This is a genomic window from Billgrantia desiderata (assembly GCF_900108215.1).
Lineage (GTDB): Bacteria > Pseudomonadota > Gammaproteobacteria > Pseudomonadales > Halomonadaceae > Halomonas > Halomonas desiderata.
In genome coordinates, this window is record NZ_FNVC01000003.1 from 272427 (window position 1) to 292741 (window position 20315).

Consider the following 20315-nt stretch of genomic DNA (forward strand, 5'->3'; position numbering starts at 1 on the left):
GGGGGTGGGCGGTGTGGCGAAGGGAGTGGATGAGTGGCATGGAGAGGATGATAGGGCCATCCGGACGTACGGGGAAGGCGGGCGCGTGGCGCCTTCTCGGCCTTTTGCCTACAATGGACGGCTCGATTTTCCGATTCACCGACTGTTACGGACCGGATTCCATGCTCGATCCCAAACTGCTGCGCAGCGACCTCGATACGGTTGCCCAACGACTGGCCAAACGTGGCTTTACCCTCGATACCGAACGGCTCGAGGCGCTGGAGTCCCGGCGTCGTGACTTGCAGACCGAGACCGAGTCCCTGCAGAACGAGCGCAATACCCGCTCCAAGGCGATCGGCAAGGCCAAGGCATCCGGCGAGGACATCCAGCCGCTGCTCGACGAGGTGAGTGACCTCGGCGACCGCCTCGATGCCGCCAAGCGGCAGCTAGCGGAAGTTCAGGAGGAGTGGGATGCCCTGGTCAGCGGCATTCCCAACCTGCCCCACGACAGCGTGCCGGCAGGCGAGAGCGAGGAGGACAACGTCGAGCTGCACCGCTGGGGCACGCCGCGCGAGTTCGACTTCGAAGTGCGCGACCACGTCGATCTGGGCGGGCTCAAGGGCGAGCTGGACTTCGAGCTGGCGGCCAAGCTGACCGGCTCACGCTTCGCCGTGATGCGCGGGCAGATCGCTCGCCTGCATCGGGCGCTGACCCAGTTCATGCTCGACAAGCAGACCCTCGAGCATGGCTACGAGGAGTGCTACGTTCCCTACATGGTCAACGAAGCCTCGCTGTTCGGCACCGGGCAGCTGCCCAAGTTCGGCGAGGATCTGTTCCGGCTGGACGACGAGCGCAGCTACCACCTGATTCCCACCGCCGAGGTGCCGCTGACCAACTTCGCTCGCGACGAGATCCTCGACCACAAGGTGCTGCCGCTCAAGCTCACTGCCCACACGCCGTGCTTTCGCAGCGAGGCGGGCTCCCACGGCCGCGACACCCGCGGCATGATTCGCCAGCACCAGTTCGACAAGGTCGAGATGGTGCAACTGGTGGAGCCGGAGAAGAGCTACGCGGCGCTCGAAGAGATGCGCGGCCACGCCGAGGCGATCCTGCAGGCGCTGGAGCTGCCCTACCGGGTCGTCACGCTGTGTACCGGTGACATGGGCTTTGGCGCGGCCAAGACCTACGACCTGGAGGTGTGGCTGCCGAGCCAGAAGACCTACCGCGAGATCTCCTCGGTCTCCAACTGCGAGGATTTCCAGGCGCGGCGCATGCAGGCGCGCTTCCGTCATCCCGAGCAGAAGAAGCCACAGTTACTGCATACCCTCAACGGCTCGGGACTGGCGGTGGGACGCTGCCTCATCGCGGTGATGGAAAACCATCAGAATGCCGATGGCTCCATCACCGTGCCCGAGGCGCTGCGCCCCTATCTGGGCGGGCTTGCCACCCTCAATTCTCGATCTCCCAACTGACGTTGACACCCGCCTCGATGACGATCGTCCCGGGGCGGTATTCGGCCTGTACCGCACTCTCGCGGGCATCGGCGCTCATCGCCATCATGCGCGGCGTATAGATCGGCGAGCGCGTCTCGCTGATCGACGTGACGGCCCCGAGCGAAACGCCCATGGTGCGTGCCATCAGTTCGGCCTTGTGACGCGCTTTTTCCAGTGCCTTGACCAGCGCCTCGTCGGTGGCAGCATCGCGGTCGGTCAGGTCGTAGCTGATACCGTCCATGGCATTGACGCCTGCCTCGGTGAGCGCATCGAGCAGCCGCGGCAGGCGCTCGAGGTCGTCGATGCGAACCTGGAAGGGACGCTCCAGGCGGGTGCGCATCAACATTTCCTGATCGCCGTCGCTGCGCCGCGGGGTGGGCACGTATTCCGGCTGAACCGCGAGCGAGCCGGCGCTGATGTCGTCGCGCTCCACGCCGGCTTCCTCGAGAGCCCGTATCAAGGCTGTGGCGCGTTCTTCCAGGCGGTCCCGCGCCTCGCGCAGGGCGTTGCTGTCGGTCTCCTCATCCTGGGGCGATACGGCGGGAGTGCGTTCCCACAGTCGGGCGCTGAGCGTGGCCCGGTCCGGTACTACCTCGAGCTGGGCTTCTGCCTGTACGTCCAGGCGGGCACGGGGTTCGTCGGCGTGAGCGCTGACGCCCACCAGCGAGACGACAGCGAGCAGACTGCCCAGCGCCAGGCAGCGAAAACGAATCGGAAACATCGGTAGGCCTCCATGCGGCAATGATCAGGGGGGAGCTGGCCGGCGAGGGCTCTGCCGGCGCCGCCGGTCGGGTGTGTTTGTGCACCCGACCGGTACGGGTCATGATAAGCAGGACACGCCACACATGGATAGATGGCATGCTTCACCGCGACGACAATGTGCGCTACGGGCTTCCGCTCACCCTCACGCTGGCGCTGGCAGCGCTGGTGATCATCGTTGCCGGCATTCGCGCCGGTGCCGACCTGATCATTCCGATCCTGCTGGGTCTGTTCATCGCCGTGATCTGTACCTCGCCGGTGAACTGGCTGCAGCGGCTGGGTCTGAGTCCGCGCCTGGCGGTGCTGGTCACGCTGCTGGTGATCGGCGGCTTCCTGTCGCTGGTGGGGCTGCTGGTGGTCAACGCCTTCGGCACCTTCATCGAAGCCCTGCCGGGCATCGAGAGGCGGCTTTACGAGCACTACCTCAACGTGCTCGACAGCCTCGCGGCCATGGGCCTGGCGATCAATCCGGATACGCTCGCCGGCCTGGTCGAGGGAGAAGACGAGGGGGGCTGGCTGTCGTTTCTGCTGGGGGGGCTCGGCAACCTGCTGATGCAGAGCATGGTGGTGGCGCTGCTGGTGGTCTTCATGCTGTTCGAGACCCTCAATTTTCGCCGCAAGGTGGCTTACGCCCTCGACGACCCGGAAGCCAGCCTGCGCCGTTTTCAGGAGTTCAGCGAAACCCTCAAGCGCTATCTGGCGGTCAAGACCCTAGTCAGTCTGCTCACGGGCGTGATGGCCTGGTTGGCCTGCCTGCTGGCCGGTGTGGACTTCCCGCTGCTGTGGGGCGTGCTGGCCTTCGCCCTCAACTACATCCCCAATATCGGTTCCGCCATTGCCGCGGTGCCGCCGGTCCTGTTGCTGCTGCTGTCTCAGGATGGCGGCCTGGCCTCGGCCTTCGGGTTGGCCATGGCCTACCTGGGCATCAACTTCGTGCTGGGCAACCTGGTCGAACCGCGGCTGATGGGACGTGCCTTGGGGCTGTCGACCTTCGTCGCCTTTCTCTCGCTGGTGGTGTGGGGCTGGATGCTGGGAGTGGTCGGCATGCTGCTCTCGGTGGTGCTGACCATGACACTCAAGATCGCCCTGGACAGCCATCCCCAGACCCGCTGGATGGCCTACATGCTGGGGCCGGGCAAGCGGCCCATGAGCGACCGTATCGCTGCCGAGGGGGCTCCGAGCGAGCCTGTTCTCGACGATGATGAGGCTCGCCACTCCTCTCGCATGACGAAAACGCCCCGGCCGGAGCCGGGGCGAGACGAGCGGTGATACCTACAGGGGTTGAGACCTACAGGGGTTGAAACCTACAGGGATCAGGCGTTCTGATCGATGAACTGCACCAGCTGAGACTTGGACTGAGCGCCAACCAGGGAGGCGACCTTGGAGCCCGACTTGAACAGCATCACGGTGGGAACGCCGCGCACGCCCTGCTCGGCGGCGATCTCGGGGGCGTCGTCTACGTTGATGCTGACCACCTTGAGGCTGTCGGCGCGCTCTTCGGCAACCTCGTCGATCACCGGAGCCATGACCTTGCACGGGCCGCACCAGGGGGCCCAGAACTTCAGCAGTACGGTTTGCTCAGCCTTCAGGACTTCCTGCTCGAAGTTGGCATTGGTGACATCGACGTTATTGGCCATGTGATTCTCCAGTTACGTTGCGCTACATCGAGCGAATCGGGTGACATGCATTGGGCACGTCCGGTCGGCAGATGGTAGCGGGCAGCCGTGTCTCTGGCAAATACCCATGCAAGCGCTCTTTCTGCGCGTCCATCGCTGACGCTGGCTCACCCACCTTCACTGCCCGGACGGCTGCTGTTGCGGAACACTTCGTTTTGGTGAGCTCTCGTTGCCTCTATGTGCCGATTGTTGTCCGAATGTTCGCTAGTCTTCTGATTGAGCAGCGGTTTTTCGTTGAGCCATCTTTTCGACAGTTTAGACAAGCCAGGTGCCATTGACTAACGTGCATAGCACGGAGCAGAAGGTATATGGACATGGCTTGGCTCCGAGCGCCACGTGGATGGCCGAACTCGTCGCATCATGAAGCAATGGCTGCTCGTCGCCGGGCCTCGACAGGGAGATGCGCGTCATGACGACACGCTGTACGGTCGTGTTGGATGGACAGCCACTCAGTGGCCGAGCCGATCAGCCGCTGATCGACTTTCTCAAGGAGCGAGGCGTCGATCTACCGCACGTCTGCTACCACCCCTCGCTGGGCGCACTGGAAACCTGCGATGCTTGCTGGGTCGAGGTCGGCGGCGAGCTCAAGCGCGGCTGCACGCTGAACAGCGCCGAAGGGCTGACGGTGAGCCTCGGCAGCCAGCGGGCCCGGGCCGCGCGGGAAGAGGGCATGGATCGCCTGTTGGCCAAGCACGAGCTCTACTGCACCGTGTGCGAGAACAACAACGGCGACTGCACTCTGCACAACACCATGGTGGACATGCAGATCCCCATCCAGCGCTATGAGTTTCAGCGCAAGCCCCACGAGAAGGACACCTCGAGCCCTTTCTACACCTACGATCCCGATCAGTGCATTCTCTGCGGGCGCTGCGTGGAGGCGTGCCAGAACGTCGAGGTCAACGAGACGCTCTCCATCGACTTTGCCAGCGAGAATCCACGCGTGCTGTGGGACGGCGGCAAGGAGATCAACGACTCCAGCTGCGTGCACTGTGGCCACTGCGTCACCGTCTGCCCCTGCAATGCGCTGATGGAGAACAGCATGGACGGCAAGGCGGGACCGTTCACCGCCATGCCCTGGTCGCTCAAGCGGCCGATGATCGAGATCATCAAGAAGCTCGAGACGACCACCGGGGCGGTGCCGGTCTCCGGGCTCTCGGAAATCGACATGCACCTGCGCCAGCCCGAGATCAAGCGCACCAAGACGGTATGTACCTACTGCGGCGTTGGCTGCTCCTTCGAGATGTGGACCCGCGACCGCCACATCCTCAAGGTGCAACCTGTCCCCGAGGCGCCGGCCAACGGTATCTCCACCTGCATCAAGGGCAAGTTCGCCTGGGACTTCGTCAACAGTAAGCAGCGCCTGACCATGCCGCTGATCCGCGACAACGGCCGCTTTCGCGAAGCGAGCTGGGACGAGGCGCTGGACCTGGTGGCGCGCCGCCTGCTCGAGGTGCGCGAGGCCCACGGGCCGGACAGCCTGGGCTTCATCGGCTCCAGCAAGGGCAGCAACGAGCAGGCCTACCTGGTGCAGAAGATCGCCCGGCGCATCATCGGCACCAACAACGTCGATAACTCCTCGCGCTACTGCCAGAACCCGGCCACCAAGGGGCTGTTCCGCACCGTCGGCTACGGCGGCGATTCCGGCACCATCGAGGACATCGAGAAAGCCGAGGTGGTGGTGATCGTCGGCAGCAACACCGCCGAGAACCATCCGGTGATCGCTGCCCGCATCAAGGCGGCGCAGAAGCTGCGCGGGCAGAAGCTGATCGTGGTCGACCCGCGCAAGCACGAGATGGCCGAACGGGCTGACCTGTTCCTGCGACCGAACTCCGGCACCGATCTGGTCTGGGCCTCGGCGCTGTCGCGCTACATGTTCGATCACGACCTGGCCGATCGCGAGTTCCTTGCGCGTTGGGTCAACGGTGTGGAGGAGTACCGCCAGTCTCTCGCGCCTTTCACCCTGGCGTTCGCCGAGGCCGAGACGGGCATCGCGCGCCAGGATCTGGCCGAAGCCGCCGAGACCATCGGTCGGGCGCAGCGCGTCTGCCTGCTGTGGGCCATGGGCATCACCCAGCACAGCCACGGCTCGGACGCCAGCACGGCGCTCTCCAACCTGTTGCTGGTCACCGGCAACTACGGCAAGCCGGGCACCGGCGGCTACCCCATGCGCGGCCACAACAACGTGCAGGGGGCCAGCGACTTCGGCTGCCTGCGCGACCGCTACCCCGGCTACGACCACGTGGAGGACGACGAGGCGAGAAAGCGCTGGGCCGAAGGGTGGGGCATCTCACCGGAAGAGCTTTCAAGTGAAGCCGGCCATGGCAATTTCCTGATGGTGCAGGCGGCCGACGAGGGCGAGATCAAGGCCATGTACATCGTCGGCGAGGAGACGGCCTTTTCCGACTCCAATACCCACAATGTGCTCTCCGGCTTCGAGAAGCTCGAGTTCATGGTGGTACAGGACATGTTCCTCAGCCGCACCGCCGAGTATGCCGACGTGGTGCTGCCTGCTTGTCCCAGCGTCGAGCAGGAGGGCACCTACGTCAACACCGAGCGGCGCATCCAGCGCTCCTACCAGGTGCTCGAACCGCTGGGCGACAGCCGCCCCGACTGGCGCATCCTGACCGACCTCGCCGCTCGCATGGGGCACGATTGGGGCTACACCCACCCCGCCGAGATCATGGCGGAGTGCGCCCGCATCGCGCCGATGTTCGCCGGGGTCAGCTATGCGCGGCTCAAGGGCTGGAAGTCCCAACTGTGGCCGGTGTCGGCGGACGGCACCGATTCGCCGCTGCTCTACACCGACGGCTTCGCCAACGAGGACGGCAAGGCCAACCTGCATCCGCTGGAGTGGCAGCCGCCCGAAGAGGCCCCCGACGACGAATACGACCTGCTGCTGGACAACGGCCGTCTGCGCGAGCACTTCCAGGGCACCAACCAGACGGGTCGCAGCGAGGGGGTTCGGCAGCAGCTTCCGCACGGCTTCGTCGAGGTCAGCCCGGAGCTTGCCGCCGAGCGCGGCATCGAGGAGGGCACCTGGGTGCGGATAACCTCGCGCCGCGACAGCATCGAATTTCCTGCCGTCATCACCGACCGGGTGCGCGGCAAGACGCTGTTCATGCCCATCCATTTCGGCAAGACGGGGGTCAATCTGCTCACCGGTGAGCACAACGACCCTGACGTGCAGACCCCCGCCTACAAGGAAACCGCGGTGAAACTCGAGGTGCTCGACAAGCGTGGTACCCCGCCGTTGCCCGCCCACAACTACCGCTACGGCCGGCCCACGCCAACGCAGGGCGTCGAGGTCGAGGTGAAGTGGATGCGGGGAGACTACACGCCGCCGCCCGCCCAGCAGTCCAACCCGAGGAAAATGTGATGGCCGAACGAATCTCCCACGACGTGACGCCGCCCAAGATCGGCCCCGACGCCCATGAAGAGCTGGAGCGACTGCTGCAGACGCTGCATGAGCATGGCGTGCTGCGCCTGGCCAACGACGTGGTTGGCGCCAACACCAGCATCGCCAGCGTGGTGGTGGATGGGTTGGGCAAGGCGTCCACTCTCAACGCCATTCAGAACCTGGCGATTCTCGGCATGATGCTGTCGGAGATCCCGCCGGAGCGTTTCTACCGCGTGACCTTCGCCGTCAAGGAGGCGCTCGACCGTGTCGGCCAGCACCGGCCGGTGCAGGAGGGCGGCGACGCACCCGGTATCAGCGGCGCCTACCGCATGCTCAACGACGATGAGTTGTGGCGCGCCGTGGCACCGCTGGCGGATGGGCTCAAGGCATTTGCCGAGCGTCTCGACAAACCGGTGGACAAGCCGGTCAGCGACTATTTCGGCAAGCCGACCAGCGGCCCCTGACGCTGGTGGCAAGCCATATCGCGCTCATGGTCGGAAGGCGCTTTTGACGTTATGCTATTTGGTGATTAGGCAGAAACGTCTAATCACCAATGCATCTCTTGCCGGGCGTCAGGGAGTCGTGTCGACCATGAAACTGCAGCAGCTTCGCTATGTGTGGGAAGTTACCCGGCACAACCTCAACGTGTCGGCAACGGCCCAGAGCCTGTACACGTCCCAGCCCGGTATCTCCAAGCAGATCAGACTGCTGGAAGATGAGCTGGGGGTCGAGATCTTCGCCCGCAGCGGCAAGCACCTCACTCGCGTCACACCGGCGGGTGAGGCCATCGTCGAGCTGGCCGGGCAAGTGCTGCGGCTGACCGACAACATCAAGCAGGTGGCCCAGGAGCACAGCGACGAGCGGCGCGGCAGCCTTTCGATCGCCACCACGCATACTCAGGCCCGCTATGCCTTGCCGCCGGTGATCGGCGAGTTCACCCGCAAATACCCTGATGTCGCCCTGCACATGCAGCAGGGCACGCCCAAGCAGATCGCTCAGATGGTCAGCGATGGTATGGCCGACTTCGCCATCTGCACCGAGTCGCTGGAGCTGTTCGCCGATCTGGTTCTGCTGCCCTGTTACCGCTGGAACCGCTGTGTCCTGGTGCCGCGGGGGCATCCGCTGGCCGAAGGCGAGCTCACGCTCGAGCGTCTGGCCGATCAGGCGATCGTCACCTACGTGTTCGGCTTCACCGGGCGTTCCCAGCTCGACGATGCCTTCCGTGCCAGAGGGCTGACCCCCAACGTGGTACTCACCGCCGCCGATGCCGACGTGATCAAGACCTACGTGCGGCTTGGCCTGGGCGTCGGTATCGTCGCTCACATGGCCTACGACCCCATGCTCGACGAGGATCTCGTCGCCCTAGAGGCGGGCCACTTGTTCGAGAGCTCGGTGACCAAGATCGGCATCCGCCGTGGCACCTTCATGCGCGGCTACATGTACGATTTCGTCAAGGGCTTCGCCGGCCATCTCGACCGCGATCTGGTCGATGCGGCGCTTGCTGCGGGGCCGCGCCATGAGGCGGAGCTGTTCGACGACATCGAGCTGCCGATGCGCTAGGCACCGTACGAGAAGTACCTACGCTCGACGACGTTTGAGCAGGCCGAAAAAAGGCGGGCCGCGCATTGTGCGGCCCGCCTTTTTACTGGGTTCGGCTGAAAGTCAGTGCTGCAGATGCAGACCGCACTCCCGCTTCGCTTCTACCTTGGTAGGGTCGAAGTAATCGAACTCGTTGGGCAGGTCGTGCTGCTGCAGGTACTGATAGAGCTCCTTGGCGCTCCAGTGCAGCAAAGGGGAGACCTTGAGCAGCCCATCGGCGTTACGGCTGACAGGCTGCATGCGGGCACGCTCGGGGGTATCCTCGGCGCGCAGTGCCGTGAACCACACGTCCGGGGCCATTTCGCGTAGTGCCCGCTCGAACGGTTCCAGCTTGACCTCGCGTGTGAACGCCTCGTGGCGCGGATCGTCGATGCCCGGCATCGCGCCATCCACCGCTTCGCGGTGAGCGCGGGTGCGCTGAGGTATATAGCTGATCAGGTTGAGGTCGAGCCGCTTGACCAGCGCGTCGGCGAAGCGATAGGTCGCCTCCGTGTTGTAGCCGTGATCCATCCAGACCACCGGAATGTCGGGTCGCTGTTGCGTCACCATATGCAGGATGACCGCTTCGAAGGGGCGAAAATTGGTGGTGACGATAGGGCGCTGGCCCTGCGTCAGAGCCCAGCGAATCAGCCCATCGGGGTCGCTGCCCAGTTCCTGATTGATCGCGTCGAGTGCTGCCATGATGGCTCCAGAGTGGTTGACCGTATTGGGCCATACCCTACCAAAGGCGGCTGACAGGGCCCCAATATCGTTTCATTGGATAAATATAGCCAAATGAAAGATAAAAGGGCTCTTCTTATTCCTGCTGGTGCTTTGGCTTGGCCAGCGCCTGCATCAGGTGGCGAATCTTGTCCAGGGTCTCGACGTATTCGGCTTCGACGCTGGAGTCGGCCACCAGCCCGCCGCCGCCCCACAGATGGATGCGCTCCCCGTCGGCCACGGCGGTGCGAATGGCAATGGAGGTGTCCATGTTGCCGCGCACGTCGACGAAGCCCAGGCTGCCGCAGTAGACGCTTCTGCGGCTCGGCTCCAGTTCGTCGATGATCTGCATGGCGCGAACCTTCGGCGCACCGGTGATCGAGCCGCCGGGAAAGGCGGCCGCCAGCAGGTCCAGCGGACGCTTTCCCGCCGCCAGTCTGCCGCACACGACGCTGACCAGATGGTGCACGTTGGCATAGCTCTCCAGTCCGCAGAGCTGCGGTACCCGCACACTGCCCGGCTGGCACACACGTCCCAGGTCGTTGCGCAGCAGATCGACGATCATCACGTTCTCGGCGCGGTCCTTGAGACTCGAGATCAGCTCCATGGCAAGCTGCCAATCCTCTTCGGGCGTACTGCCGCGGGGGCGAGTGCCCTTGATCGGGCGTGTCTCGACGTGGCCGTCCGACTCGCACAACAGGAAGCGCTCGGGAGAGAGGGACAGGATGGCCTGCTCGCCTCGCTCCGAGGGCCAGGCCATGAAGCCGGCAAAGGGGGTGGGCGTGGCCAGGCGCAGGCGCAGGTAGGCGTCCCACAGGTCGCCGCTGTACGGTGCGCTGAAGCGCTGCGCCAGGTTGATCTGGTAACAGTCTCCGGCCCGAATGTAGTCCTGCACGGCAGCGAACCGCCTGGCATAACCGTCGCGATCCATCTCGCCTTCGAAAGGGGCGAGCAGGCCGAAGGGCAGGGTGGGGGCGGCGCTGTGGCGCAGCCACTCCATGACCTGCAAGCGCCTCTCGGCCGTCGCCACCAGCCAGCTCTCCTGTCGCTGATGATCCTGTATCAGCGCCCAGTCGTAGAGTCCCGTACGGCAGGCAGGCAGGCAGACCCTTTCCTGAGCCGAGTTGCCCACCGGCTCGAGAGAGCGGCCCAGGTCGTAGCCCCAGTAGCCGATCAGGCCGCCGAGAAAGGGCAGGTCGCTGGACGGCACATCGAGAGCCAGACCCTCGAGCAGGGTTTGCTGGGCCATGAAAGGATCACGGCCTTGCTGTACCTCGCCGTCGATGCGGATGACCCCTTTGCCGTCGACGGTGAATGCCGACACGGGGTCGCTGCTGATGATGTCATAGCGACCGCCCGGTGCGGCAGGCTTGCCGCTGTCGAGCAGGACGGCCCCGGGGCGCTGACGCAGCGCCTGGAAATAGGCAAGCGGATCCTCGCCATAGGGCAGCGGTGTTATCTCGAGTCTTGCAGTCATCAGGGGGGCCTTTCGGAACAGGCGACTCATTCTAGGGGGTGGCGAGCCTTTTGTCGTGAAAGTCGTTGGCCTGTTAACGACTTGTCGTCAACGCTGAGACGATTGTCGACACCGTAGCTGCGCGCTTTCTCATTGTCTACAACCAAAGGCGTACGAAATGGCGGCTGGAGGAAGGTTGACCCGTGCCAGAGCAATGTCTAAAGTTTCTTCATTCCTTAATTGTCGACAATTGCCATGAACTCAGTCGCTCCAGAACAGACAGCCCCTGAAGTCCGCACCCTGGCCGAACGGGTCTTTCATCAGCTACAGGATGCCATCGTCCGCGGTGAGCTGGCGCCTGGCAGCAAGATCACCGAGCCGGGTCTGTCGAAGACCTACGGTATCTCCCGTGGCCCGCTGCGCGAGGCGATGCGCCGGCTGGAGGCCCACCGCCTGATCGAGCGGGTGCCGCATGTCGGCGCCCGGGTGGTCAAGCTCTCGATGAAGGAGCTGCTCGAGCTGTTCGACGTGCGCGAGGCACTGGAGAGCATGGCCGCTCGCCTGGCCGCCCAAAACATGACCCGCGAGGAGATCGCCGGGCTGCGCGAGGTGCTGGCGCTGCACGAACGACAGGCCGATCTCAAGAGTGGCGAAGCCTACTATCAGCGCGAAGGCGACCTCGATTTTCATTATCGCATCGTCCAGGGCAGTCACAACCGCATGTTGATGACCATGCTGTGCGATGACCTCTATTACCTGGTGCGGCTCTACCGTACTCAATTCAGCGCCAGCGGTACCCGGCCGCAGCGGGCCTTCGTCGAGCACCATCGCATCGTCGATGCCATCGAAGCCGGCGATGCCGAGCTGGCCGAGCTGCTGATGCGTCGCCATGTCAGCGCCTCGCGGGCCAACGTGGCCGACCGTTACGCCGCCATCCTCAAGCAGCAGGCCGAAGAAACCGTTTAGAAGCCCTTCCGAATATCAAGAGGAATTCCGTCATGACACAACCCACCCCCGGCGCTCGTTTTCGTGCCGCCCTCGAGGCCAATCGCCCGCTGCCTATCGTCGGTACCATCAATGCCTATACCGCCATGATGGCCGAGCGCGTGGGTCATCAGGCCATCTATCTTTCCGGCGGTGGGGTGGCCAACGCTTCCTTCGGGCTGCCCGATCTGGGCATGACCAGCATGAACGACGTGGTGCAGGATGCGCATCGGATCTGCGGTGCCACCGATCTGCCGCTGCTGGTGGACATCGATACCGGCTGGGGTGGGGCCTTCAACATCGCGCGCACCGTCAAGGAGATGCAGCGCGCCGGCGTGGCCGCCGTGCACCTCGAGGATCAGGTGGCACAGAAGCGTTGCGGCCACCGTCCCAACAAGGAGATCGTCTCCAAGCAGGAGATGGTCGACCGCATCAAGGCCGCGGCCGATGCCCGCATCGACCCGGACTTCTATCTGATCGCGCGCACCGATGCCTTCCAGAAGGAGGGGCTCGACGCCGCCATCGAGCGCGCCAATGCCTGCATCGAGGCCGGCGCCGACGCCATCTTTGCCGAAGCGGTGCACACCCTGGATGACTATCGCGCCTTCTGTGAGCGGGTCGATGCGCCGATCCTGGCCAACATCACCGAGTTCGGCGCCACGCCGCTGTTCACCCAGCAGGAACTCGGCGAGGTGGGCTGTCGCATGGTGCTCTATCCGCTGTCGGCGTTCCGCGCGATGAACGCGGCGGCGCTGAAGGTCTATCGGAGCATTCATGAAAAGGGGCATCAGCGTGACGTGGTCGAGCTGATGCAGACCCGCGACGAGCTTTACGACTTCCTCAACTATCACGCCTTCGAGCAGAAGCTCGATGCGCTGTTTGCTGAAAACCAGCTTTCCGGGAAAGGCGATAACGCCTGACCCCTCGCTACGACGACAAGAACACGCCAGACCAAGGAGACTCGACATGGTAGACAAACCCATCGGTGGCGCCGGCCTGCGCGGCCAGAGCGCCGGCAGTACGGCCCTGTGTACCGTCGGCAAGACCGGCTCCGGCCTGACCTATCGCGGCTATGACATCAAGGAGCTGGCCGAGAAGGCGCGCTTCGAAGAGGTCGCCTACCTGCTGCTCAAGGGCAAGCTGCCCAACCAGGCCGAGCTCGATGCCTACGTGACCAAGCTCAAGGGGCTGCGCGGCCTGCCTCAGGCACTCAAGACCGTGCTCGAGCAGATCCCGGCCAGCGCCCACCCCATGGACGTGATGCGTACCGGAGCCTCCATGCTCGGCAATCTGGAGACCGAGGAGAGCTTCGATCAGCAGCAGGACGTTTCCGACCGTCTGCTGGCGGTGCTGCCTTCGATCATCTGCTACTGGTACCGCTTCAGCCATGACGGCGTGCGCATCGAGACCGAAACCGACGACGAGTCCGTAGGCGCTCACTTCCTGCACTTGCTGCGTGACGAAGCGCCCTCCGAGCTGCATGCCCGGGTGATGAACGTCTCGCTGATCCTCTATGCCGAGCACGAGTTCAACGCCTCGACCTTTACCGCGCGCGTCTGTGCCTCGACGCTCTCCGACATGCACTCCTGCGTGACCGGCGCCATCGGCTCGCTGCGCGGCCCGCTGCACGGCGGTGCCAACGAGGCGGCCATGGACATGATCGAGAACTGGAAGTCGCCGGAAGAGGCCGAGCGCGAGATCATGGGCATGCTCGAGCGCAAGGAGAAGATCATGGGCTTCGGCCACGCGATCTATCGCGAGTCCGACCCGCGCAACGCCATCATCAAGGAGTGGTCCGAGCGGCTCGCACAGGACGTCGGCGACACCGTGCTCTATCCCGTCTCCGTGCGGGTCGAGGATGTCATGTGGCGCGAGAAGAAGCTGTTCTGCAACGCCGACTTCTTCCACGCCAGCGCCTATCACTTCATGGACATTCCCACCAAGCTGTTCACGCCGATCTTCGTCTGTTCGCGCGTTACCGGCTGGTGTGCCCATGTCTTCGAGCAGCGCGCCAATAACCGCATCATTCGCCCCAGTGCCGACTACATCGGCCCGGAGAAGAGCCAATGGGTGCCGATCGAGGAGCGTGACTGAGCCAGTGTCCGCACGAGGCGGCCTGCGGGCCGTCTCTCTCCCTCGCCCGCCCGATCCAACACCACGCGAAGACCGTCGACTCATGAACACTCAATACCGTAAACCGCTTCCCGGCACCGAGCTGGACTACTTCGACGTGCGTGAGGCCGTCGAGGAGATCCAGCCCGGTGCCTACGACACCCTTCCTTATACCTCTCGCGTATTGGCCGAGCAGCTGGTACGCCGCTGCGAGCCGGAGCTGCTCACCGATGCGCTCAAGCAGCTGATCGAGCGCAGGCGCGACCTGGACTTCCCCTGGTACCCGGCGCGAGTGGTGTGCCATGACATCCTCGGCCAGACGGCGCTGGTCGACCTGGCCGGCCTGCGCGATGCCATCGCCGAGAAGGGTGGCGACCCGTCCAAGGTCAACCCGGTGGTGCCGACCCAGTTGATCGTCGACCACTCCCTGGCCGTGGAGTGCGGCGGCGACGATCCCGATGCCTTCGCCAAGAACCGTGCCATCGAGGACCGCCGCAACGAGGATCGCTTTCATTTCATCGACTGGACCCGCACCGCGTTCGAGAACGTCGACGTGATCCCCGCCGGCAACGGCATCATGCACCAGATCAACCTGGAGAAGATGTCGCCGGTGATCCAGGCCCGCGACGGTGTGGCCTATCCCGACACCTGCGTGGGTACCGACAGCCACACCCCGCACATCGACTGCCTGGGCGTCATCGCCATCGGCGTCGGCGGGCTCGAGGCCGAGACCGTGATGCTCGGGCGCCCCTCGATGATGCGCCTGCCCGACATCGTCGGCGTGGAGCTGACCGGCAAGCGCCAGTCCGGCATCACCGCGACCGACATCGTGCTGGCGATCACCGAGTTCCTGCGTCAGGAGCGGGTGGTGGGCGCCTACCTGGAGTTCTTCGGCGAAGGCGCCGACAGCCTCACCATCGGCGACCGCGCCACCATCTCCAACATGACGCCGGAGTACGGTGCCACCGCGGCGATGTTCTACATCGACCAGCAGACCCTCGATTATCTGGCCATCACCGGCCGCGAGCCGGAGCAGGTAGCGCTGGTCGAGAACTACGCCAAGACCGTGGGGCTGTGGGCCGACAGCCTGAAGAACGTGCAATACGAACGGGTGCTGACCTTCGACCTCTCCACCGTCGAGCGCAACCTGGCCGGGCCTTCCAACCCCCATCGTCGTCTGCCGACCTCGGCGCTGGCCGAGCGCGGCATCGCCGTGAACCTGGAGCTGGCGCTGGCCGAGGAGAAGGCCGGCAGGATGCCCGACGGCGCGGTGATCATCGCCGCCATCACCAGTTGCACCAATACCTCCAACCCGCGCAACGTCGTAGCCGCGGGGCTGCTGGCCAAGAAGGCCAACGAACTGGGCCTGGTACGCAAGCCGTGGGTGAAATCGTCCTTCGCCCCGGGGTCCAAGGTCGCGCGCCTCTATCTGGAGGAGGCCGGCCTGCTGCCGGAACTCGAGAAGCTCGGCTTCGGCATCGTCGCCTACGCCTGCACCACCTGCAACGGCATGTCCGGTGCGCTGCGTCCGGAGATCCAGCAGGAGATCATCGACCGCGACCTCTACGCCACCGCAGTGCTGTCCGGCAACCGCAACTTCGACGGGCGCATCCACCCCTATGCCAAGCAGGCCTTCCTGGCCTCGCCGCCGCTGGTGGTGGCCTACGCCATTGCCGGTACGGTGCGCTTCGACATCGAGAAGGACGCGCTGGGCTACGACAAGGCCGGCAACCCCGTCACCCTCAAGGACCTGTGGCCCAGCGACGAGGAGATCGATGCCATCGTCGGCGAGTACGTGAAGCCTGAGCAGTTCAAGCAGGTCTACATCCCGATGTTCAATCTGGACGAAGTGGAGCAGGCCAAGAGCCCGCTCTACGACTGGCGCCCGCAGAGCACCTACATTCGTCGTCCGCCCTACTGGGAGGGCAACATGGCGCGTGAGCGCGGCCTGAAGGGCATGCGGCCGCTGGCGATCCTGCCGGACAACATCACCACCGACCACCTGTCACCCTCCAACGCCATCCTGCTGGACAGCGCGGCGGGCGAGTACCTGGCCAAGATGGGCCTGCCGGAGGAGGACTTCAACTCCTACGCCACCCACCGCGGCGACCATCTCACCGCGCAGCGGGCGACCCTGGCCAACCCCAAGCTGTTCAACGAGATGGTGCGGGACGAGAAGGGCGAGGTGATCCAGGGTTCGCTGGCGCGTATCGAGCCGGAAGGTAAGGTCACCCGCATGTGGGAGGCCATCGAGACCTACATGGAACGCGGCCAGCCGCTGATCGTCATCGCCGGGGCCGACTACGGCCAGGGCAGCTCGCGTGACTGGGCGGCCAAGGGCGTGGCGCTGGCCGGCGTGGAAGCGATCGTCGCCGAGGGCTTCGAGCGCATCCACCGCACCAACCTGGTGGGCATGGGCGTGATGCCGCTGCAGTTCCAGGAGGGCACCACGCGACATACGCTCAAGCTCGACGGCACCGAAACCTATGACGTCGAAGGCAAGCCGGCGCCGGGAGCGACCTTGACCCTGGTGATTCATCGTGCCGGCGGCAACAGCGAACGCGTGCCGGTGCTGTGTCGCCTCGATACCGCCGAGGAGGTTTCCGTCTACTCCGCCGGTGGGGTGCTGCAGCGCTTCGCCCAGGACTTCCTCGAGTCCGAAGCGGTGGCCTGATCCACCTATCGCGTGAACGCCCCGGTGCCATCGCCGGGGCTCTCCGTCATTTCACGAAGCGAGTGCCATGGCTAACGTTCCTCAAATCAAGATTCCCGCCACCTACATGCGTGGCGGCACCAGCAAGGGCGTCTTCTTCCGTCTGGATGACCTGCCCGAGGCGGCACAGAAGCCCGGGCCTGCCCGCGATGCGCTGCTGCTGCGGGTGATCGGCAGCCCCGACCCCTACCAGAAGCAGATCGATGGCATGGGCGGGGCCACCTCCAGTACCAGCAAGACGGTGATTCTGTCGAAGAGCGAAAGCGCCGACCATGACGTCGACTACCTGTTCGGTCAGGTCTCCATCGACAAGCCCTTCGTCGACTGGAGCGGCAACTGCGGCAACCTCTCCGCCGCCGTCGGCCCCTTCGCCATCAGCAACGGTCTGGTGGACCCTTCGCGCATCCCCGAGGACGGCATCGCCACGGTGCGCATCTGGCAGGCCAATATCGGCAAGACCATCGTCTCTCGGGTACCCATCACCAACGGGCAGGTGCAGGAGACCGGCGACTTCGAGCTCGACGGCGTGACCTTCCCGGCTGCCGAAGTGGCGGTCGAATTCATGGACCCGGCCGACGGCGAAGGCGCCATGTTCCCCACTGGCAATCTGGTCGACGAGCTCGAGGTGCCGGGAGTGGGAACCTTCGAAGCCACCATGATCAATGCCGGTATTCCGACGGTCTTCGTCAACGCCGGGGCGATCGGCTATAGCGGCACCGAGCTGCAGGAGGCGATCAACGGCGATACCCGGGCGCTGGCGATGTTCGAATCGATTCGCGCCCACGCCGCGGTGCGCATGGGGCTGATCAAGGAGGTCAGCGAGGCGGCCGAACGTCAGCACACGCCCAAGGTCGCCTTTGTCGCGCCGCCGGCCGACTATGTCGCCTCCAGTGGCAAGGCGATCAAGGCAGGCGATATCGACCTCGTCGTGCGCGCGCTCTCCATGGGCAAGCTGCACCATGCCATGATGGGCACGGCGGCAGTGGCCATTGCCACGGCAGCGGCGGTACCCGGCACCCTGGTCAACCTGGCGGCTGGCGGTGGCGAGCGTAACTCGGTGCACTTCGGACACCCCTCGGGCACGCTGCGAGTCGGCGCGGAAGCCTCGCAGACGGCAGGGCAGTGGACGGCAACCAAGGCCGTGATGAGCCGCAGTGCGCGAGTGCTGATGGAAGGATGGGTGCGCATTCCCGGCGACGCTTTCTAGTCATTCGCCGCAACGACAAGCGCCCCGGATCGCATGATCCGGGGCGTTTTCTATAGTGAGGGGAGACGTCATCGAGCCTGCGACAGGAGGAAGCATGAATGCCACCGCCGAACGCAACGTTCGCCCCGATTACGACCCCGAGCTGCAGAAGATCGCCGATTACGTGCTCGATTACCGCATCGCGAGCGAAGAGGCGCTGGAAACCGCGCGCCACTGTCTTGTCGACACCCTGGGCTGCAGCCTGCTGGCGCTGCGCTTCCCGGAATGCATCAAACACCTGGGGCCGCTGGTCGAGGGCACCGTCGTGCCGAACGGCGCCCGGGTGCCGGGTACCGCCTTCCGCCTGGACCCGGTCAAGGCCGCCTGGGACATCGGCTGCATCGTACGCTGGCTCGACTACAACGACACCTGGCTTGCCGCCGAGTGGGGGCACCCCTCCGACAACCTGGGTGCCATTCTCGCCGTGGCGGATCACCTCTCGCAAAAGCGAGTCGCCCAGGGCGAGGCGCCGCTGACCATGCGCGACGTGCTGGAGGCCATGATCAAGGCTCACGAGATACAGGGCGTGCTGGCGCTCGAAAACTCCTTCAACCGGGTTGGCCTGGATCATGTGGTCCTGGTCAAGGTGGCATCCACGGCGGTAGCCGCCCACCTGATGGGGGCGAGCCGGGAGCAACTGCTGTCGGCGCTGTCGCACGCCTGGGTCGACGGGCAGAGTCTGCGCACCTATCGCCATGCGCCCAACGCCGGCTCGCGCAAGAGCTGGGCGGCGGGAGACGCCACCTCTCGCGGCGTGCGCCTGGCCGATATTGCCCTGCGTGGCGAGATGGGAGTTCCCGGGGTGCTCAGCGCACCGCAGTGGGGGTTCTACGACGTACTCTTCTCCAAGACCAACAAGGATCAGGCGATCAAGCCGGAAGGAGAGAGGAAGTTCCGCTTCCAGCGTGAGTTCGGCACCTACGTGATGGAAAACATCCTGTTCAAGATCGCCTTCCCGGCCGAGTTCCATGCCCAGACCGCCTGCGAGGCGGCAGTTCGCTTGCACCCTCAGGTCAAGGACCGCCTCGAGGAGATCGAGCGGATCGTCATCACCACTCATGAATCGGCGATTCGCATCATCTCCAAAGAGGGCGAGCTGGCCAACCCGGCCGACCGTGACCACTGCTTGCAGTACATGGTCGCCGTGCCGTTGATCTTCGGCGATCTCACCGCCGAACACTACGAGGACGACTTTCATCGCCAGCACCCGCTGATCGATGCGCTGCGGGACAAGATGGAGGTCGTCGAAGAGCCCCGCTACACCCAGGAGTATCTTGCCGCCGACAAGCGCTCCATCGCCAATGCCATCCAGGTCTTCTTCAGTGATGGTACTGTCACGGAGTGCATCGAGGTCGAATATCCCATCGGTCACCGGCGACGTCGCGACGAGGGCATTCCCATTCTCGAGGAAAAATTCCGTCGGCATCTAGCGACTCGCTTTCCGGCCGGACGCTGTGAACGGATAATCGCCCTGTGCCAGGACCAGGCGCAGCTGGAAGCCATGCCGGTGCATCGATTCGTCGACCTGTTCGTCATCTGAGGCCGCCTGGCGAGGCGTGTACGAGCATGAGAAAATTGATCACCGTCATGGCTGACGCCTGAATCCTGAGCTATATTTTTTTGACGCGGAGGGTTGCGTCATCGGTCGGCACCCCTTAAAGTACGCATCCGCTGCCGGTGACGAGCAACGTCGCAGGCGGTGGGGAGAGTGGTAAGTGGTTGTCATTGTTTGAGTTTTTCGATTCGCTTCGCAAAATTCACGCTTGACGCCCACGGCGGATTCGGTAGAATGCGCCCCACTCGAAAGCGGGTCTGGCAACGGGCTTGCGGTCGCCGGCTTCGGCTGGTCTTCGCGGTCAGGGTCACCTCGGTGCCGGCCTCGAAGAGAGTTGACAAACTCCGGCGCTTCAGTAGAATACGCCTTCCTCGCAGGGCGCTGGCGAGGCCCCTCGGTCACTGGATCGACGGCCGCGACAGCAAGCGAGACGCTCCGCGCTTCAGGCTGAGGCTTGAAGAGAAAAGGAGCCGCTCTTTAACAATCGATCAGGTAATTCATGTGGGCGCTTGTCGATGAGGTGGTGAGAAGTCACACCATTTCAAGGCAAGCGACTCGTCGAGACCTTCGGGTCTTTTGAGAAGCTTTGACCTTGAGCCAAGTTTGGTCCGCTTTCTGCTCCTGTTTCGGCAGGGGTCAGGGTAAGG

General features: G+C 64.4%; 15 protein-coding genes. 11 read left to right on the forward strand and 4 right to left on the reverse strand.

The window, feature by feature from the left end; all coding sequences use genetic code 11:
• Positions 1-161 precede the first annotated feature (161 nt).
• On the forward strand, positions 162-1451 hold the full coding sequence (gene serS / locus C4S71_RS05220) for a serine--tRNA ligase (protein WP_103968454.1): 1290 nt from the start codon (positions 162-164) through the stop codon (positions 1449-1451).
• On the opposite strand, the gene C4S71_RS05225 is transcribed toward serS, so the two are convergent.
• Positions 1429-2193: an SIMPL domain-containing protein gene (locus C4S71_RS05225; protein ID WP_103968435.1), complete on the reverse strand. Its 765-nt coding sequence runs from the start codon at positions 2191-2193 to the stop codon at positions 1429-1431. The genes serS and C4S71_RS05225 overlap by 23 nt on opposite strands.
• Before the next feature lie 137 nt (positions 2194-2330).
• Between C4S71_RS05225 and C4S71_RS05230 the strand changes: the two genes are divergently transcribed.
• Complete coding sequence (locus C4S71_RS05230) at positions 2331-3500, forward strand: AI-2E family transporter (protein WP_103968436.1); 1170 nt, start codon at positions 2331-2333, stop codon at positions 3498-3500.
• Between the two features lie 44 nt (positions 3501-3544).
• On the opposite strand, the gene trxA is transcribed toward C4S71_RS05230, so the two are convergent.
• Positions 3545-3868, reverse strand: coding sequence for a thioredoxin (trxA, locus tag C4S71_RS05235; RefSeq protein WP_086511651.1), 324 nt, complete (start codon positions 3866-3868; stop codon positions 3545-3547).
• A gap of 448 nt (positions 3869-4316) precedes the next feature.
• Here trxA and fdhF point away from each other — a divergent pair, with 448 nt between their 5' ends.
• The 3 genes from fdhF (at position 4317) to cysB (ending at position 8864) form a co-directional block, all read left to right on the forward strand.
• A complete protein-coding gene (fdhF, locus tag C4S71_RS05240; RefSeq protein ID WP_103968437.1) occupies positions 4317-7283 on the forward strand; it encodes a formate dehydrogenase subunit alpha in 2967 nt (988 codons plus the stop codon).
• Complete coding sequence (locus C4S71_RS05245) at positions 7283-7768, forward strand: helical membrane plugin domain-containing protein (protein ID WP_086511653.1); 486 nt, start codon at positions 7283-7285, stop codon at positions 7766-7768. The genes fdhF and C4S71_RS05245 overlap by 1 nt, the downstream gene beginning before the upstream one ends.
• A gap of 127 nt (positions 7769-7895) precedes the next feature.
• A complete protein-coding gene (cysB, locus tag C4S71_RS05250; RefSeq protein WP_086511654.1) occupies positions 7896-8864 on the forward strand; it encodes an HTH-type transcriptional regulator CysB in 969 nt (322 codons plus the stop codon).
• A 102-nt stretch (positions 8865-8966) separates the two neighbouring features.
• Here cysB and C4S71_RS05255 read toward each other — a convergent pair whose 3' ends face one another.
• Both C4S71_RS05255 and pabB read right to left on the reverse strand, forming a co-directional pair.
• On the reverse strand, positions 8967-9584 hold the full coding sequence (locus C4S71_RS05255; protein ID WP_255698715.1) for a phosphoadenosine phosphosulfate reductase domain-containing protein: 618 nt from the start codon (positions 9582-9584) through the stop codon (positions 8967-8969).
• 115 nt (positions 9585-9699) lie between these two features.
• A complete protein-coding gene (gene pabB / locus C4S71_RS05260; RefSeq protein WP_103968438.1) occupies positions 9700-11079 on the reverse strand; it encodes an aminodeoxychorismate synthase component I in 1380 nt (459 codons plus the stop codon).
• 234 nt (positions 11080-11313) lie between these two features.
• On the opposite strand from pabB, the gene C4S71_RS05265 reads away from it, so the two are divergent.
• The 6 genes from C4S71_RS05265 to prpD all read left to right on the forward strand — a co-directional run bounded on the left by C4S71_RS05265 (position 11314) and on the right by prpD (position 19653).
• On the forward strand, positions 11314-12024 hold the full coding sequence (locus tag C4S71_RS05265) for a GntR family transcriptional regulator (RefSeq protein WP_103968439.1): 711 nt from the start codon (positions 11314-11316) through the stop codon (positions 12022-12024).
• Positions 12025-12056: 32 nt separating this feature from the next.
• The gene (gene prpB / locus C4S71_RS05270; protein ID WP_086511658.1) at positions 12057-12962 is read left to right on the forward strand and encodes a methylisocitrate lyase; all 906 of its coding nucleotides are present in this window, start codon (positions 12057-12059) and stop codon (positions 12960-12962) included.
• 46 nt (positions 12963-13008) lie between these two features.
• Complete coding sequence (prpC, locus tag C4S71_RS05275) at positions 13009-14136, forward strand: bifunctional 2-methylcitrate synthase/citrate synthase (RefSeq protein WP_086511659.1); 1128 nt, start codon at positions 13009-13011, stop codon at positions 14134-14136.
• 82 nt (positions 14137-14218) lie between these two features.
• A complete protein-coding gene (acnD, locus tag C4S71_RS05280) occupies positions 14219-16828 on the forward strand; it encodes a Fe/S-dependent 2-methylisocitrate dehydratase AcnD (RefSeq protein ID WP_103968440.1) in 2610 nt (869 codons plus the stop codon).
• A gap of 67 nt (positions 16829-16895) precedes the next feature.
• Entirely contained in the window at positions 16896-18074 is a 1179-nt protein-coding gene (gene prpF / locus C4S71_RS05285) for a 2-methylaconitate cis-trans isomerase PrpF (protein ID WP_103968441.1), read from the forward strand.
• A gap of 94 nt (positions 18075-18168) precedes the next feature.
• Positions 18169-19653, forward strand: a complete 1485-nt coding sequence (gene prpD, locus C4S71_RS05290) for a 2-methylcitrate dehydratase (protein ID WP_103968442.1) — start codon at positions 18169-18171, stop codon at positions 19651-19653.
• Positions 19654-20315: the final 662 nt, after the last annotated feature.

What these genes read in the sequence shown, in the direction of transcription:
- serS (WP_103968454.1), top strand. Translation starts at nt 162, where the DNA reads ATGCTCGATCCCAAACTGCTGCGCAGCGACCTCGATACGGTTGCCCAA.
- C4S71_RS05225 (WP_103968435.1), bottom strand. Translation starts at nt 2,193, where the DNA reads ATGTTTCCGATTCGTTTTCGCTGCCTGGCGCTGGGCAGTCTGCTCGCT.
- C4S71_RS05230 (WP_103968436.1), top strand. Translation starts at nt 2,331, where the DNA reads ATGCTTCACCGCGACGACAATGTGCGCTACGGGCTTCCGCTCACCCTC.
- trxA (WP_086511651.1), bottom strand. Translation starts at nt 3,868, where the DNA reads ATGGCCAATAACGTCGATGTCACCAATGCCAACTTCGAGCAGGAAGTC.
- fdhF (WP_103968437.1), top strand. Translation starts at nt 4,317, where the DNA reads ATGACGACACGCTGTACGGTCGTGTTGGATGGACAGCCACTCAGTGGC.
- C4S71_RS05245 (WP_086511653.1), top strand. Translation starts at nt 7,283, where the DNA reads ATGGCCGAACGAATCTCCCACGACGTGACGCCGCCCAAGATCGGCCCC.
- cysB (WP_086511654.1), top strand. Translation starts at nt 7,896, where the DNA reads ATGAAACTGCAGCAGCTTCGCTATGTGTGGGAAGTTACCCGGCACAAC.
- C4S71_RS05255 (WP_255698715.1), bottom strand. Translation starts at nt 9,584, where the DNA reads ATGGCAGCACTCGACGCGATCAATCAGGAACTGGGCAGCGACCCCGAT.
- pabB (WP_103968438.1), bottom strand. Translation starts at nt 11,079, where the DNA reads ATGACTGCAAGACTCGAGATAACACCGCTGCCCTATGGCGAGGATCCG.
- C4S71_RS05265 (WP_103968439.1), top strand. Translation starts at nt 11,314, where the DNA reads ATGAACTCAGTCGCTCCAGAACAGACAGCCCCTGAAGTCCGCACCCTG.
- prpB (WP_086511658.1), top strand. Translation starts at nt 12,057, where the DNA reads ATGACACAACCCACCCCCGGCGCTCGTTTTCGTGCCGCCCTCGAGGCC.
- prpC (WP_086511659.1), top strand. Translation starts at nt 13,009, where the DNA reads ATGGTAGACAAACCCATCGGTGGCGCCGGCCTGCGCGGCCAGAGCGCC.
- acnD (WP_103968440.1), top strand. Translation starts at nt 14,219, where the DNA reads ATGAACACTCAATACCGTAAACCGCTTCCCGGCACCGAGCTGGACTAC.
- prpF (WP_103968441.1), top strand. Translation starts at nt 16,896, where the DNA reads ATGGCTAACGTTCCTCAAATCAAGATTCCCGCCACCTACATGCGTGGC.
- prpD (WP_103968442.1), top strand. Translation starts at nt 18,169, where the DNA reads ATGAATGCCACCGCCGAACGCAACGTTCGCCCCGATTACGACCCCGAG.